This is a genomic window from Plantibacter sp. VKM Ac-2885 (genome assembly GCF_015351205.1).
Lineage (GTDB): Bacteria > Actinomycetota > Actinomycetes > Actinomycetales > Microbacteriaceae > Plantibacter > Plantibacter auratus.
The window spans coordinates 1,754,327-1,769,546 of sequence record NZ_JADKSK010000001.1 but is presented as its reverse complement, the minus strand read 5'-3'; the positions used below and the strand labels follow the sequence as shown (position 1 = coordinate 1,769,546).

At 69.8% G+C, this 15,220-nt stretch carries 15 protein-coding genes; 8 read left to right on the top strand and 7 right to left on the bottom strand.

Translation table 11 applies throughout. The features are described 5' to 3' along the window. The first annotated feature begins 41 nt into the window (after positions 1-41). Entirely contained in the window at positions 42-1,601 is a 1,560-nt protein-coding gene (locus ITJ66_RS08535; RefSeq protein ID WP_194644368.1) for a DEAD/DEAH box helicase, read from the top strand. Positions 1,602-1,839: 238 nt separating this feature from the next. Here the strand turns inward: ITJ66_RS08535 and ITJ66_RS08530 are convergent, their stop codons facing one another. Further along, positions 1,840-2,694 carry a PHP domain-containing protein gene (locus ITJ66_RS08530; protein ID WP_194644804.1) on the bottom strand — a complete coding sequence of 285 codons (855 nt, stop codon included), beginning with the start codon at positions 2,692-2,694 and terminating at the stop codon, positions 1,840-1,842. A gap of 82 nt (positions 2,695-2,776) precedes the next feature. Here ITJ66_RS08530 and ITJ66_RS08525 point away from each other — a divergent pair, with 82 nt between their 5' ends. Beyond that, positions 2,777-3,814, top strand: coding sequence for an endonuclease/exonuclease/phosphatase family protein (locus tag ITJ66_RS08525; RefSeq protein WP_194644367.1), 1,038 nt, complete (start codon positions 2,777-2,779; stop codon positions 3,812-3,814). A gap of 41 nt (positions 3,815-3,855) precedes the next feature. After that, positions 3,856-5,253 carry an aminopeptidase P family protein gene (locus ITJ66_RS08520; protein ID WP_194644366.1) on the top strand — a complete coding sequence of 466 codons (1,398 nt, stop codon included), beginning with the start codon at positions 3,856-3,858 and terminating at the stop codon, positions 5,251-5,253. A 42-nt stretch (positions 5,254-5,295) separates the two neighbouring features. Here the strand turns inward: ITJ66_RS08520 and ITJ66_RS08515 are convergent, their stop codons facing one another. After that, complete coding sequence (locus ITJ66_RS08515; RefSeq protein WP_194644365.1) at positions 5,296-5,799, bottom strand: general stress protein; 504 nt, start codon at positions 5,797-5,799, stop codon at positions 5,296-5,298. 68 nt (positions 5,800-5,867) lie between these two features. On the opposite strand from ITJ66_RS08515, the gene ITJ66_RS08510 reads away from it, so the two are divergent. The 3 genes from ITJ66_RS08510 to ITJ66_RS08500 are packed head-to-tail and all read left to right on the top strand — an operon-like array spanning position 5,868 to position 8,869. Beyond that, a complete protein-coding gene (locus ITJ66_RS08510; protein ID WP_079705545.1) occupies positions 5,868-7,181 on the top strand; it encodes a magnesium transporter MgtE N-terminal domain-containing protein in 1,314 nt (437 codons plus the stop codon). Next, a complete protein-coding gene (locus ITJ66_RS08505; RefSeq protein ID WP_071261025.1) occupies positions 7,159-7,701 on the top strand; it encodes a DUF1003 domain-containing protein in 543 nt (180 codons plus the stop codon). The genes ITJ66_RS08510 and ITJ66_RS08505 overlap by 23 nt, the downstream gene beginning before the upstream one ends. Further along, the gene (locus ITJ66_RS08500) at positions 7,694-8,869 is read left to right on the top strand and encodes an Mrp/NBP35 family ATP-binding protein (RefSeq protein WP_194644364.1); all 1,176 of its coding nucleotides are present in this window, start codon (positions 7,694-7,696) and stop codon (positions 8,867-8,869) included. Before ITJ66_RS08505 ends, ITJ66_RS08500 begins: the two co-directional genes overlap by 8 nt. A gap of 35 nt (positions 8,870-8,904) precedes the next feature. Here ITJ66_RS08500 and ITJ66_RS08495 read toward each other — a convergent pair whose 3' ends face one another. Further along, the gene (locus ITJ66_RS08495) at positions 8,905-9,345 is read right to left on the bottom strand and encodes a Sec-independent protein translocase TatB (RefSeq protein ID WP_079705542.1); all 441 of its coding nucleotides are present in this window, start codon (positions 9,343-9,345) and stop codon (positions 8,905-8,907) included. A 71-nt stretch (positions 9,346-9,416) separates the two neighbouring features. Between ITJ66_RS08495 and ITJ66_RS08490 the strand changes: the two genes are divergently transcribed. Continuing rightward, a complete protein-coding gene (locus ITJ66_RS08490; RefSeq protein ID WP_064296167.1) occupies positions 9,417-10,049 on the top strand; it encodes an O-methyltransferase in 633 nt (210 codons plus the stop codon). Positions 10,050-10,141: 92 nt separating this feature from the next. On the opposite strand, the gene ITJ66_RS08485 is transcribed toward ITJ66_RS08490, so the two are convergent. From ITJ66_RS08485 to dapE, 3 genes are all read right to left on the bottom strand, one after another. Next, on the bottom strand, positions 10,142-10,315 hold the full coding sequence (locus ITJ66_RS08485; protein WP_079002123.1) for a DUF3117 domain-containing protein: 174 nt from the start codon (positions 10,313-10,315) through the stop codon (positions 10,142-10,144). Positions 10,316-10,418: 103 nt separating this feature from the next. Continuing rightward, entirely contained in the window at positions 10,419-11,642 is a 1,224-nt protein-coding gene (locus ITJ66_RS08480) for a hypothetical protein (RefSeq protein ID WP_228501535.1), read from the bottom strand. Then, positions 11,632-12,729: a succinyl-diaminopimelate desuccinylase gene (dapE, locus tag ITJ66_RS08475; protein WP_071261029.1), complete on the bottom strand. Its 1,098-nt coding sequence runs from the start codon at positions 12,727-12,729 to the stop codon at positions 11,632-11,634. Before dapE ends, ITJ66_RS08480 begins: the two co-directional genes overlap by 11 nt. A gap of 51 nt (positions 12,730-12,780) precedes the next feature. Here dapE and dapD point away from each other — a divergent pair, with 51 nt between their 5' ends. Further along, positions 12,781-13,758, top strand: a complete 978-nt coding sequence (dapD, locus tag ITJ66_RS08470) for a 2,3,4,5-tetrahydropyridine-2,6-dicarboxylate N-succinyltransferase (RefSeq protein ID WP_194644363.1) — start codon at positions 12,781-12,783, stop codon at positions 13,756-13,758. 88 nt (positions 13,759-13,846) lie between these two features. On the opposite strand, the gene ITJ66_RS08465 is transcribed toward dapD, so the two are convergent. Beyond that, positions 13,847-15,106 (bottom strand): citrate synthase, encoded by a 1,260-nt coding sequence (locus ITJ66_RS08465; RefSeq protein ID WP_064296340.1) that lies wholly within the window; start codon positions 15,104-15,106, stop codon positions 13,847-13,849. Positions 15,107-15,220 lie beyond the last annotated feature (114 nt).

Here is a 15,220-nt window from a genome sequence, read left to right as displayed (position 1 = left end):
GATCGGGGCCCTACACCTGTGTGCAATCGAAGGTGTAGACCATGACTGCACTGACAGGTATCTCCGTGACTTTCTCTGATCTCGGTGTCGACCAGGACATCGTCGACGCCCTCACGACCAAGGGCATCATCGAACCATTCCCGATCCAGGAGCAGACGATCCCCCTCGGGCTCGCCGGCCAGGACATCATCGGCCAGGCCAAGACGGGCACGGGCAAGACCTTCGGGTTCGGCATCCCGATCGTCCAGCGCCTCGGCCTCGACCCGGCTCCCGGCGTCAAGACCCTCGTCGTCGTCCCGACCCGTGAGCTCGCCGTCCAGGTGTCCGAGGACATCGAGATCCTCATCTCGAACCGGTCGACGACGCTCGTGTCCATCTACGGCGGCAAGGCCTACGAGGGTCAGATCGAGCAGCTGAAGGCCGGCGCCCAGATCGTCGTCGGCACGCCCGGCCGTCTCATCGACCTCAACAACCAGCGCCTCCTCGACCTCTCTGGCATCACCGAGATGGTGCTCGACGAGGCCGACAAGATGCTCGACCTCGGCTTCCTCGCCGACATCGAGAAGCTCTTCTCCAAGACTCCCGCCGCGCGTCACACGATGCTGTTCTCGGCGACCATGCCCGGTCCGATCGTGGCCCTGGCCCGCCGCTTCATGAGCAAGCCGATCCACATCCGTGCGAGCGACCCCGACGAGGGGCTCACGCAGGCCAACATCAAGCACCTCATCTACCGCGCGCACTCGCTCGACAAGGACGAGGTGATCTCGCGCATCCTGCAGGCCGAGGGTCGCGGCAAGACCGTGATCTTCACGCGGACCAAGCGTGCCGCCGCGAAGCTCGTCGAGGAACTGACCGACCGCGGGTTCAACGCCGCAGCGGTGCACGGCGACCTGAACCAGGAGCAGCGCGAGCGGGCGATGGCGTCGTTCAAGGCCGGCAAGCGCGACGTCCTGATCGCCACCGACGTCGCCGCCCGTGGCATCGACGTCGACGACGTCACCCACGTCATCAACCACACGATCCCCGAGGACGAGAAGACGTACCTCCACCGCGTCGGCCGTACCGGTCGCGCCGGGAAGACGGGTATCGCCGTCACGTTCGTCGACTGGGACGACCTCCACAAGTGGGCGCTCATCAACCGCGCCCTCGAGTTCGGTCAGCCGGAACCGACGGAGACCTACTCCTCGAGCCCGCACCTGTTCACCGACCTCGGGATCGCCGAGGGCACGAAGGGCCGACTGAAGCCCGCGAAGGCCGTCGAGCCCGCCCCGCGGCGCGAGGGTTCGCGGAGCGCCGGCGGACGCGACGGTTCGCGGACCGGCGGCGGACGCGACGGTTCACGGACCAGCGGCGGTCGCGGAGGTGAGCGCGGCGGACGCGGAGGCGACCGCACGCAGCCGACCAGCACCCGCCTCGAGTCCCAGCCGAGCACCCGCGTCCACTCGCGGACGCACGACGCCGCCTCGACCGACACCGTCGACCGCAGCGCGCCCGCAGCAGGCACCCACGACGGCCACGGTCCGGAGCACCGCGACGGCAACAGCGCTCCCCGCCGCCGGAGCCGGACGCGCCGCACCGCTCCCCCGGCCCCCACGGCGTAGATCCGCCACGCAGAACGCCCGCACCCTTCCGAATGCGGGCGTTCTGCATGTCGCGAGCGCTGCGCTCGACACGATTGATGACCGAAGGATACCGGTCCCTGAGGCAGTCGAAGGGTGCTCCGACCGGCGTCCCCTCACATCCGCTGCGCCCCCGTGGGCACTTCGACAAGCTCAGTGACCGGGAGAAGTACACCCCGGTCCCTGAGCGTGTCGAAGGGCACTCCGGGCGCGCCCCAGATCAGTCGGGTAGGACGGGCGCCGAGCCGGTGGCCTCGGCCACGATGCGTCGGACCACGTCGATGTCCGTGGTGTTCTCGCCGAGGCGGTTCGGCTTCCCGGTTCCGTGATAATCGCTCGAACCGGTCGCGACGAGACCCAGCTCGGAGGCGATCCGCCGCACGACGACTTTCCCCTCCTCGGTGTTCTCGCGATGCTCGATCTCGAGCCCGAACAGGCCCGCGTCAGCGAGTTCGCGGAAGTACGGCTCGGGCAGCATCCGGTCGCGGCCGGCCGGGACCGGGTGGGCGATCACGGGGACGCCACCGGCGGCGCGGACGAGCTTGACCGCGGTGAGCGGGTCGGGCGCGTAGTGCGGCGCGTAGTACCCGGTGCGCGGATGCAGGATGCCGTCGAAGGCTTCGCCACGGTCGGCCACGATCCCGAGGGCGACGAGGGCATCGGCGATGTGGGGCCGTCCGACAGTCGCCCCTTCGCGGGTCTGCGCGAGGACATCCGCCCAGGACAGCGGGTAGTCGCCACCGATGCGTGCCACGATGCCTTCGGCCCGCCGGAGCCTGGACTCCCGGATCTTCGCAGTCTCCTGGAGCAGGTCGCCGTTCAACGGATCGATGAGGTATGCGAGCAGGTGCACGCTCCGCCACTCGTAGCGGGTGCTCAGTTCCATTCCGGGGAGCAGGGTGATGCCCTGGCGGCGCGACTCGACGGACGCCTCGGCCCAGCCGGCGGTGGAGTCGTGGTCGGTGAGGGCGATCGTGCCGAGCCCCGCGGCACCGGCCGCGCGCATCAGCTGCGTCGGCGTCTCCGTGCCGTCCGAGACGCTCGAGTGCGTGTGCAGATCGGCGGGGCCGTGCATGTCTCGAGCGCTCACCACGCTTCCACCCTAGTCGCAGGTCCTGCCCCGAGGACTCCCAGACCGCTCGCCTACGCTGACGCGGGTGCTGAAGACCGTCGGTGGCGTCATCGCGGCCGTGCTCGCGATCGCGACCACGGCCCTGCTCGTCGTCGCCGTCCTCCCTGGGCTGTTCGGTCTCGAGCAGGCCCAGGTCGTCGTCCAACTGAGCGCGTTCCGCCTCCTCGTGGCGATCGCCGCCGCGGGCGGCGCCCTCCTCTGCCTCGTGACGGCGATCCTCGTCCGGGGATCCCGCCGCGTGCTCCCCGCCATCCTGGCGGTCGTCCTCGCCGCGGTCTCGGTCACCGGCGCCGTCGTCACGGCCAACCGCGGGGTCGACGACCAGATGGTCGCCGGAGAGGCGACCGACCTCGCGGATCAGGTCACGGTCCTCGCCTGGAACACCCTCGGCGACGCCGTCGACCCCGGGACGATCGCGGCGATCGCGGTGCGTGAGGGCGCCGACGTCGTCTCCCTGCCGGAGACCTCGTCCGACACCGCGGCGGTCGTCGCCGCCGCGATGACCGCCGCCGGACGGCCGATGGTCGCGCATTCGACCGACGCCGACGCAGGAGGGACGAGCCTCCTCATCAGCACCGGACTCGGCGAGTATGCGGTCCGTGCACCGACGGCGACCGGCCCGACCGCCATCGAGCGCTCGGAGACCCTCATCGCCGATCCGGTCCTCGGTCGCGGACCGACCCTCGTCGCGGTCCACACCACGGCCCCACTGCCGAGTCGGCTCGCCGACTGGCGCGCGGAGCTCGCCGATCTCGCCGGCCGCTGCACCGACGACGCGGACGTGATCATGGCCGGCGACTTCAACGCGACACTTGACCACCTCGCCGGGTTGCGCGGCGTCGGCGATCTCGGCGCGTGCCACGACGCCGCCGCGGCCGACGCGGCAGCCGGGCTCGGTACCTGGCCGACCGAGCTCCCGGCGGTCCTCGGCGCACCGATCGACCACGTCATGGCGACACCGGGATGGGTCACGGTGTCGGCTCACGTCCTGACCGACGTCGACGGCACGGGCAGTGATCACCGGCCCGTGGTCGCGACGCTGCTCCCCCGCACGGCGAGCTGAGGGTCGGGCGCCTGTCGCGACCGCAGTGCGACAATGGAGGCATGGCGACTTCCGCAGACACATCCAGTTCGAACACCGTCCAGACCGAGGCGACCTCCAACCGGGCGGCCGCCTGGTCCGAGGGCTTCCGTGCCTTCATCGGCACCGGGTGGGCAGACCGCCCAGAGGTCCTGCCGGAGCCGCGGGAGACCGCCGGCCTCGCAGCGGCTCGTCGTGAGCGCCTCTCGGCCCAGTTCCCCGGTCAGCGTCTCGTCCTCCCCGCGGGCGGGATGAAGCAACGGTCGAACGACACCGACTACCTGTACCGGGCGCACTCCGCCTTCTCGTACTACACCGGCTGGGCGGCCGACACCGAGCCCGACAGCGTCCTCGTGCTCGATCCCGAGGAGTCCGGCCACACCGCGACCCTGTACTTCCGCGAGCGAGCCGGCCGCGACACCGACGAGTTCTACACGAACGCCGCGATCGGCGAGTTCTGGATCGGCGCGCGTCCGTCGCTCGCCCAGGTGGCAGCCGACCTCGCGGTCGCGACCGCCGACCTCTCGGCGTTCACCGCCGACGCCGCCGATCTCACGGTCGACGTCGACGACGACCTGACGCGCGCCGTGTCCGAGATGCGCCTCGTGAAGGACGCCTACGAGATCGCGCAGATGCGTCTTGCCGTCGACGCGACCGCGCGCGGCTTCGACGACGTCGTCGCCGAACTCCCGGAGGTCCTCGCTCACCAGCGCGGCGAGCGCATCGTCGAGGGCGTCTTCGCCGGGCGGGCTCGCGCCGACGGGAACGGCGTCGGGTACGAGACCATCGCCGCCGCCGGGCCGCACGCCTGCATCCTCCACTGGACGCGCAACGACGGACGGGTCGTCCCGGGCGACCTCATCCTCATCGACGCCGGCGTCGAGCTCGACAGCTACTACACCGCCGACATCACCCGCACGATCCCGGTGTCCGGCACGTTCACCGAGGTCCAGCGTCGGGTCTACGAGGCCGTCCGTGAGGCGGCCGACGAGGCCTTCGCCATCGTCCGCCCCGGCATCCGGTTCCGCGAGGTGCACGCGGCCGCGATGGCGGTCATCGCACGCAAGACCGCCGAGTGGGGCCTGCTCCCCGTCACCGCCGAGGAAGCCCTCCTGAAGGAGAACGAGCAGCACCGGCGGTACATGGTGCACGGGACGAGCCACCACCTCGGCACCGACGTGCACGACTGCGCCCAGGCCCGCCGCGAGATGTACGCCGACGCCGTGATCGAGCCCGGCATGGTCTTCACCATCGAACCCGGCCTCTACTTCCAGGTCGACGACCTCACGGTCCCCGAGGAGTACCGCGGCATCGGCGTCCGGATCGAGGACGACATCCTCGTCACCGAGGACGGCGCGGAGAACCTGTCAGCCGGCATCCCGCGCACCGCGGACGAGGTCGAGGCCTGGCTCGCGCGCTGAGCCCGGCCGCCGGGCGACGGCTCGGAGCCTGACGCGGCTGGATCAGCCCGCGTCGGTCTCCGGGCCGCGCTCCAGGAGGTTGCGTGCGCGGTTCGCGAGCTCACCGCCGACGATGAGGTCGTAGCGCGTCGCCACGACGAGCGTGGCCGAGGTGTACTCCTGCCGCTTGCGGGTCACCGAGTACGACACGATGCCGAACAGCATGCCGAACGCGGCACCCATGAGTACCGCGGCGCCGAGCAGCATGAGGTTCGTCTCGGGGTTGAAGATGACGAGGACGAGCCCGAGGAACAGTCCGAGCCAGGCACCGCTGACCGCACCGGCTCCCGCAGCACGGCCGTAGCTGAGGCGACCGGTGACGCGTTCGACGCTCTTGAGATCACTGCCGACGATCGAGATCTCCTTGACCGGGAAATCGGTGTGGGCGAGCGACGAGATCGCGGCCTGCGCGGACTCGTAGCTCTCGTAGCTGGCCACCATCTCGCCTCGCGGGATGACGCCGAGCGCCGGGGCGCCCTTCCGGCCGAACTGTCGCGGATCACTCATGCCTCCATCCTCTCACCCCGCCCGGAGCGGGCACTCCAGGCCGACCACCGGCGGGTAGGTTAGTAGTCGTGAGTGCAACCAGAGTGTTCGTCGCCAGGCTCGCCGGGTGCACCGTCTTCGACCCCGCGGGCGATCGTGTCGGCAAGGTCAGGGACGTGCTCGTCGTCTACCGCACCGGCAAACCCCCGCGGGTGGTCGGCCTCATCGTCGAGATCCCCGGGAAACGCCGTGTGTTCGTGTCGATCGGCCGCGTGACGAGCATCGGCGCCGGGCAGATCATCACCACGGGACTCATCAACGTCCGCCGATTCGAGCAGCGCGGTGGCGAGGTGCGGGTGATCGCCGAACTCTTCGGCCGACGCGTCGTCTTCCGCGCCACCGGCGAGGAGGCGACGATCGAGGACGTCGCCATCGAGGAGCAGGGTCCCGGCGAGTGGCAGGTGTCGCAGCTGTTCGTCCGCCGCCCGAAGACCACCGCCTCCCCATTCGTAAAGGGCCCGACGACCTTCGCCACCTGGAACGAGCTGCGCGAGGAGCAGGAGCTCGGCGAGGCCCAGTCCGCCGAGCAGCTCATCGCGACCTACGCCGACCTGAAGCCGGCCGACCTCGCGAACACGCTCCTCGACCTCCCGCGCGACCGGATGATCGAGGTCGCGGAGGAGCTGTCTGACGACCGCCTCGCGGACGTGCTCGAGGAGATGCCCGAGACGGACCAGGTGCAGATCCTCGCCCAGCTCGACGACGACCGCGCAGCCGACGTCCTGGATCAGATGCAGCCGGACGACGCGGCCGACCTCATCGCCCAGCTCCCCGAGGACCGCGGTGAGCACCTCCTCGAGCTCATGGAGCCGGAGGAGGCGGAGGATGTCCGCATGCTGCTCCGGTTCGACCCGGAGACCGCAGGTGGCCTCATGACGACCGAGCCGATCATCCTCTCCGCCGACGCCACCGTCGCGGAGGCCCTCGCGTCGATCCGTCGCTCCGAGCTGGCGCCGGCGCTGGCGGCCGGCGTCTGCATCACCCTGCCGCCGTACGAGTCGCCGACGGGACGCTTCCTCGGAATGGTGCACTTCCAGCGCATGCTCCGCTACCCGCCGCACGAGCGCCTCGGGACCCTGCTCGATCAGAGCCTCGATCCGGTGGGCGTGCGGACCTCCGCCGCCGAGGTCTCGCGGATCCTCGCGAGCTACAACCTCGTCCAGGTACCCGTCGTCGACGAACAGCACCGGCTCCTCGGCGTCGTGACGATCGACGACGTCCTCGACTACCTGCTCCCGGACGACTGGCGCAGCATCGACGAGAACGATGAACTCCCGGCGTCGGAACAGCGGCTCGGATCGAACGGAAGGAGGGCAGGTCGTGGCACGAGCTCCCCGCAATGAGGTCCGGCTCGACGCTCCGAAGGGGCTTCGGAGTTCCGTCCGTTCCATCCGCCGCGCCCCGGCCTCGCGCGACCGCTTCGGCCGGTTCACCGAGTGGATCGCCCGGGCGATGGGCACGCCGTGGTTCCTCCTCGGCCTCACCCTCTTCGTCATCCTGTGGATCGCGTGGAACACCTACGGTCCACTCGCCCTCCGGTTCGACTCCGTCGACATCGGCTTCGTCGCCCTGACCCTCGTGCTGTCGCTCCAGGCCTCGTATGCGGCGCCGCTGATCCTGCTCGCCCAGAACCGACAGGACGACCGCGACCGCGTGCAGATCGAGCAGGACCGTCAGCGGTCCGAACGCAACCTCGCCGACACCGAGTACCTCGCCCGTGAGGTCGTCGCCCTGCGACTGGCCCTCAAGGACATGGCGTCGAAGGACTTCATCCGCGCCGAGCTGCGCTCCCTCCTCGAGGAACTCGATCGGGATCGCACCGACCAGCCCGAACACGACGGGCCCGAGCGTCGGCGTGGCTGACGCCGGCGCGGCTGACATCGGCCTCGCCGAGCGGATCAGGACCGCGCTCGCCCGAGTCATCGACCCGGAGATCCGCAAACCGATCACCGAACTCGACATGGTCGGCCCGATCACGGTGGACGACACCGGGGCCGCCGACGTCACCATCAAGCTCACGATCGTCGGCTGCCCGGCAGCGGCGAGCATCGAGCGCGACGTGCGTGAGGCCACCGCGGCGACCCCCGGGGTGACGAGCGTCGCGGTCGACGTCCAAGTGATGACGACGGCGGAGCGTCAGGCACTCACGGAGCGCCTGCGTGGCGGCCGCAGCGCCCGCGGCATCCCGTTCGGCCCGGACTCACTGACCCGCGTGTACGCCGTCACAAGCGGCAAGGGCGGTGTCGGGAAGTCGACGGTGACCGCGAACCTGGCCGTCGCACTCGCCGCCAGCGGCCTGCGGGTCGGCCTGGTCGACGCGGACGTCCACGGGTTCTCCATCCCGGGGCTCCTCGGACTGGTCGAGAACGGCTTGGCCGTCAAACCGACGCAGGTCGGCGACATGATCCTGCCGCCCGTCGCCCACGGTGTGAAGGTCGTCTCGATCGGCATGTTCATCGACGCACCGACGGACGGCACCACCGCCGTCGCCGTCGCCTGGCGCGGACCGATGCTCCACCGCACCATCCAGCAGTTCCTGACCGACGTGTTCTTCGGCGACCTCGACGTGCTGCTCCTCGACCTCCCGCCCGGCACCGGGGACGTCGCCATCTCCATCGGCCAGCTGCTCCCCCACGCCGAGGTGCTCGTCGTCACGACACCGCAGCCGGCCGCCGCCGAGGTGGCCGAGCGCAGCGGCGTGGTGGCGCGCCAGACCGGGCAGCGCGTCCACGGCGTCATCGAGAACATGGCGGGTCTCCCCCAGCCCGACGGCAGCGTCCTGCAGCTGTTCGGCTCAGGGGGTGGCGAGGCGCTCGCGGCGCGGCTGTCGATCGGCCAGGACGCCCCGGTACCGCTCCTCGCCTCGGTCCCGCTCAGCGTTCCGCTTCGGGAGGGCGGGGACGCCGGGCTGCCGATCGTCCTCTCGGATCCGACGGATCCCGCGGCTGCCGAGATCCTCCGTCTGGCCGGTCGGCTCGCTGCGAGACCTCGTGGCCTCGCCGGTCGTCGTCTCGGCGTCAGCACGAGCTGAGCCGTCCGGGTCGGACGTGTGCGACCGAAGCGGACTCAGGTGGCTTCGAGGTCGAACGGGGGCGCGGCGGTCTCTCCGGCGGCGAGTCGGCGCAGGCGCTCGTCGGTCGCCGCCTGGATCGATTTCGGCTTCTCGAGCGACGGAACGGCTGCAGCGGCGGCCGCGGCCGCGGGAGCCGCGTCGAGCGGAGCGGTCGTCGCGACCGTCGGCGTCACCGGAGGCTCGTCGTCGAGGAGCGCCTCGCGGATGATGCGTCTCGGATCGTACTGACGCGGGTCGAGCTTCTTCCAGTCGACCTCGTCGAACTCCGGCCCCATCTCCTCGCGCATCCGGTCCTTGGCGCCGGAGGCGAGGTCTCGGAGGGTGCGGACGAGTCGCGCCAGTTGCGAGGCGTAGTACGGCAGCCGTTCCGGACCCAGCAGGAACACGGCGATGACCCCGATGATGAGGAGTTTGTCGAAGGTCAGACCGAACACGACATCAGACTACCGCGCGAGCCTCAGCTGTCGGAGCAGTTGCAGGCCATACGCTGGGATCCGGAGGCAAGGTGTCAGAACACAATCTCAATTGGAAGTACGCGGGCGACGTGGTCGTCGAGAGCGCGGCGATGCTCACGGCGCGCGCTCACGCGCACGAACTGGGTGTCGAACCGATCTCTCCCGCGATCGGCGCGCAGATCGCGGTGGTGGCCGCGGCCACCCGCGCGGAGTCCATCGTCGAGGTGGGGACCGGCACCGGTGTCTCCGGGCTCTGGCTGCTCCGCGGCGCCACGAGCGCGGTGCTGACGTCCATCGACACCGAGATCGTGCACCAGCAGCAGGCACGCGCGGCGTTCACGGAGGCCGGCATCACGACCAATCGCATCCGCCTCATCACCGGCAGCGCGCTCGACGTCCTGCCGCGGATGAACGAGAACTCCTACGACCTCGTCCTCGTCGACGGCGACCCGGGATCGGTCATCGAGTACGTCGAGCACGGACTCCGTCTGGTGCGTCCCGGCGGCACCGTGCTCGTCCCGCATGCGCTCTGGCGAGGCCGCGTGGCCGATCCGGCTCAGCGGGACGAGACCACAGGACTCTTCCGCTCGCTCGTCCAGGAGATCTCCGCGTCCGACGCGGTCGTCAGCGCCCTGTCCCCCGCCGGCGACGGCCTCCTGCAGATCACCAAACCGAACCTCTGAGCCCTCCGTACGACGACGAACCGGCCGCCATCCTGACTCTGAGAGCAGTGATGACGGCCGGTTCTCGGCTCATGCGGCGTCGGTGACGGGGTTCAGCCCGCGCTCACCACACCCGCGAGTGCATCGTGCAGTTCCTGAGCCTCTGCGTCGTTGACCGACACGACGAGACGCCCTCCCCCTTCAAGAGGCACTCGCACGATGATGAGCCGACCCTCCTTCACGGCCTCCATTGGCCCGTCTCCGGTGCGTGGCTTCATTGCGGCCATGCGAGTCCCCTCTCGTTATTCGACTGACCCCCATTATCTCGTATCACGGGGGCTCGTGATAATCCTGAGCGCGGCGAGGCGCAGGATGACGCCCGATCCGCGCTCAGGGAATGGTCCAATACGCGTTCGCGAGGCCGTACATGACGAAGATCCAACACCATTGCAACGCCAGCGAGAGGATGACGACGCCACCGCGGTACCAGCGGTTCCGTGGGACGGCGACCGCACCGAGGAGCGGGAAGACCGGCACGAGCAGCCGGAAGACACTCGTCTGCGGGAAGAACACCGCGAAGAGGTAGAGGAGGTAGGACCCCACCCACAACCGCAGGTCGGCACCGAGCCGGCGCACCGGCGGGAGGAACAGGAGCACGACGGAGCCGACGAAGATCGCGGCGACGACGGCGATGCCCGGACCATCCCCGAACCAGAACTGACCTCCCTGGATCCAGGCGGAGAACGGGACCAGGGGCTGCTCCCCGATGAAGGCGGCCCGCCACGCCAGCTCCGTCTCGAGGTAGGCCTCCGGCGTCCCGGTGACGAGACCGGCGATGACCATCCACGCGAATCCGGCTACGGCGGCTAGGGCCCCGCCCGCGAGGATGAGGACGACCTCCCGGCGCGCGAGCGGGTCGCGGTGACGGGTGACGATCCGCACGATGAGATGGAGGCCCAGCAGGAGCGAGAAGGCCAGGACTCCGGGGCGGGTGAACGCCATGACCGGGATGACCGCGAGGAGCCAGCCGTACCGGCGCGTCACGAGCAGGAGCAGTGCGAGCGTCAGCAGCAGCAGGAACATCGATTCCGCGTAGGCGACCTGGAACAGGGCGCTGAGCGGGGCGATGCAGAACAATACGACGGCGAACATCGCCCGTTCGTCGCCGAGGCGGATGCGCAGGAGCCGGTGGAACAGCAGGGCCGCCCCCAAGCCGCAGCACAGCGAGACGATCACGGCCATGACCGGCCACGGCAGGAAGGTGACGACCGAGAGCGCCTTCACGACCCCCGGATAGACCGGCATGAACGCCCACGCGTTCTCCGCGACCCGGCCGGCATCGTCGAGCGGCAGCTGGGTCGGGTAGCCGTACGTCGCGATCCACCAGTACCACTGTCCGTCCCAGCCGGCGGCGAGCGTGCCGAGCGAGGGGAACGCGCCGAACCGGGAGTCCGGCGCCTGCAGCAGACTCGCGACCGCGAACATCGCGGTCGTCACCAGGCGGGACAGCACGTACACGATGGTGATCCGCCCCCACCAGGGCAGGCGGGCCCAGCGCCGGAGCATCGACGGCCGCTCCTCGACCTCGGTCGAGTGGGCCGCGTCAGCGACCATCGGGCCCGGTCAGCCAGGCGCGGAGCCCGCGCTCGCAGTCCTCGATGTGCGCGAGCGGGACGCGCTCGTCGTCGGCATGGGCGAGGAGCGGGTCACCCGGTCCGTAGTTGACGGCGGGGACGCCGAGTGCGGAGAAGCGTGCGACGTCCGTCCAGCCGTACTTCGGGGCCGGTGTCCCGCCGACCGCGGCCAGGAAGTCCTGGGCGATCGGCGCGTCGAGCCCGGGACGAGCGCCCTCCGCGACGTCGGTCTGCACGACCTCGAATCCGGAGAAGAGCTCCTCGAGGTGGGCGAGCGCCTCGGCACCCGTCCGGCTCGGAGCGAAGCGGTAGTTCACCTCGACGGTGACCAAGTCCGGGATCACGTTCCCGGCGACGCCGCCGGTGATCCCGACCGCGTTGACGCCCTCGCGATAGACGAGCCCGTCGACCTCGACCTCCCGTGGCGTGTACGAGGCGAGCGTCGCCAGGACCGGGGAGATCGCGTGGATCGCGTTGACGCCGACCCAGCTCCTGGCCGCGTGCGAGCGCTTGCCGTGGGCGCTCACGTGGACGCGCAGCGTTCCGTTGCAGCCCCCCTCGACGCCGGCGTTGCTCGGCTCGCCGAGGATCGCGAAGTCACCGATGAAGAGGTCGGGACGGTTCCGCGCGAGACGCCCGAGGCCGTTGAGGTCGGATGCGACCTCCTCGTTGTCGTACCACATCCAGGTGATGTCGACGATGGGATCGGTGAGCTCAGCCGCGAGCTTCAGCTGGACCGCGACGCCGCCCTTCATGTCGACCGTCCCCCGACCCCAGAGCACCGCCTCGCCGTCGCGCTCCTCGAACCGGGTCGGGACGTTTCCGTTGATCGGGACGGTGTCGATGTGGCCGGCGATGATGACCCGCTGTGCACGTCCGAGCGAGGTGGAAGCGACGACGGTGTCGCCGTCGCGCACGATCGTCAGGTGCTCGAGACCCTCGAGCGACGCCTCGATCGCGTCGGCGATGCGGGCCTCATCCCCCGAGACGGAGGCGATGTCGCACAGCTGCTGGGTGAGTTCCACCGAGGAGACGGACAGGTCGAGTACGGGGACTTCGGCTGGCATGGCACCAGTGTATTGGCCGTCGGCCTGAGTGTTGGCCGGTACCCTGGAGCCATGACCGCTGCGCCTGCCGAGACCCCTGTTCCGACTCACGCCTGGGGCTCCGGCCTCGCGACCATCGCCGCCGACGGCACCGTGCTCGACACCTGGTTCCCCGAGCCCTCGCTCGGACGGATCCCCGAGGGCCGCGATCGCTGGATCGCCCCCGCAGACCTCGAGGCCCTCGCGACCGACGACGAGCGCCGGGCCGTCCGCATCGACATCGTCACGGTCGAGATCGAGCTGCAGGCCGCTCCGCAGAGCACCCCGGACGCCTACCTGCGGCTGCACCTGCTCAGCCACCTGCTCGTCCAGCCGAACACGATCTCGCTCGACGGCGTCTTCGCGCACCTCCCCATCGTCGTCTGGACCAACGCCGGCCCCGTCCACCCCACGGACTTCGACCGCCTCCGACCGTCGCTCCTCCGCGCCGGCATCCACGCGACCGGCATCGACAAGTTCCCGAGACTCCTCGACTACGTGACGCCCGACAAGGTCCGGATCGCCGACGCCTCGCGCGTCCGGCTCGGCGCCCACCTGGCACCGGGCACCACCGTCATGCACGAGGGCTTCGTCAACTTCAACGCCGGGACCCTCGGCGCGTCGATGGTCGAAGGACGCATCTCGCAGGGCGTCGTCGTCGGCGACGGCAGCGACATCGGGGGTGGTGCGTCGATCATGGGGACGCTCTCCGGCGGCGGGACGCAGCGGGTGGCGATCGGTCAGCGCGCCCTCCTCGGCGCCAACTCCGGCATCGGCATCTCGATCGGCGACGACTCGGTGGTCGAGGCGGGTCTCTACGTGACCGCGGGCACCAAGGTCGTCCTCGCGGGTGCTGCGGCCACGGCCGAAGGCGCGCCGCGTACGGTCAAGGCGGTCGAGCTGTCGGGTGTCCCGAACCTCCTGTTCCGTCGGAACTCGCTCACCGGTGCCGTCGAGGTGCTCCCCCGCTCGGGCTCGGGCGTCGAGCTGAACGCGGCACTGCACGCCTGACCCGGCCTCCCGGGACCCAGAACGGCCCCGCATCCGAGGTGGATGCGGGGCCGCCCTTCGACAGGCTCAGGGACCGAACCGGACGGGACTAGCGCGTCGGGAAGGGACGCTCGGGCGAACCCGTGTACAGCTGCTGCGGGCGCCCGATCTTGGTCTGCGGGTCGAGGTTCATCTCACGCCAGTGGGCGATCCACCCGGGCAGGCGTCCGATGGCGAAGAGCACCGTGAACATCCGCGTCGGGAAGCCCATCGCCTTGTAGATGACGCCGGTGTAGAAGTCGACGTTCGGGTAGAGCTTGCGCTCCTTGAAGTAGTCGTCCTCCAGGGCGATCTGCTCGAGCTCCTGAGCCAGGTCGAGCAGCGGGTCGTTGATGCCGAGCGCCCGGAGCACCTCGCCGGCACTCTCCTTGACGAGCTTGGCGCGCGGGTCGTAGTTCTTGTAGACGCGGTGCCCGAAGCCCATGAGCTTCACGCCGTCTTCCTTGTTCTTCACGCGGTCGACGAAGCGCTGCACGCCCTCGCCGGACTCCTGGATCCGGCCGAGCATCTGCAGGACAGCCTCGTTCGCGCCACCGTGCAGCGGACCCGACAGGGCGTTGATACCGGCGGACACGGAGGCGTAGAGGTTCGCTCCGGTGGAGCCGACGAGGCGGACCGTGGAGGTCGAGGCGTTCTGCTCGTGGTCCTCGTGCAAAATGAGCAGGAGGTCGAGCGCCTTCGACAGGACGGGATCGATCTCGTACGGCTCGGCGAGATTGCCGAAGTTCAGCTTGAGGAAGTTGTCGACGAAGCTCAGCGAGTTGTCGGGGTAGAGGAACGCCTGCCCGACCGACTTCTTGTGCGCGTAGGCGGCGATCACCGGGAGCTTTGCGAGCATGCGGACCGTCGTGAGCTCGACGTGGTCGGGATCGTGCGGATTGGCGTCCGACTCGTAGTAGGTCGACATGGCCTGCAGGGCGCTCGACAGGACGGCCATCGGGTGCGCCGTGTGCGGGAGCGCCGAGAAGAACCGCTTGAGGTCCTCGTGGAGAAGCGTGTGGCGCCGGATCTTCTCGTCGAATCCGCCGAGTTCGTCGGCCGTCGGGAGCTCCCCGTGGATGAGCAGCCAGGCGACCTCGAGGAAGGTCGACTGCTTGGCGAGCTGCTCGATCGGGTAGCCGCGGTAGCGCAGGATGCCTTGGTCGCCGTCGATGTACGTGATCGCCGACTTGGTCGCAGCGGTGTTGACGAACCCGTAGTCGAGCGTGGTCAGGCCGGTCTGCCGCGTGAGCGAGGAGATGTCGATACTCGACGCGCCCTGGGCTGACTGGTGGATCGGGAATTCGGCCGTTCCGCCGGGGTAGTTCAGGGTGACCTGATGCGTCTCGGTGGAAGCCTGTTTCTCGACGTCGCCCACGGCGCCTCCTCATATCTTTGTGCGATAGGGACTCGACATCGCCCTCCGATACGACGGCGTGTCACA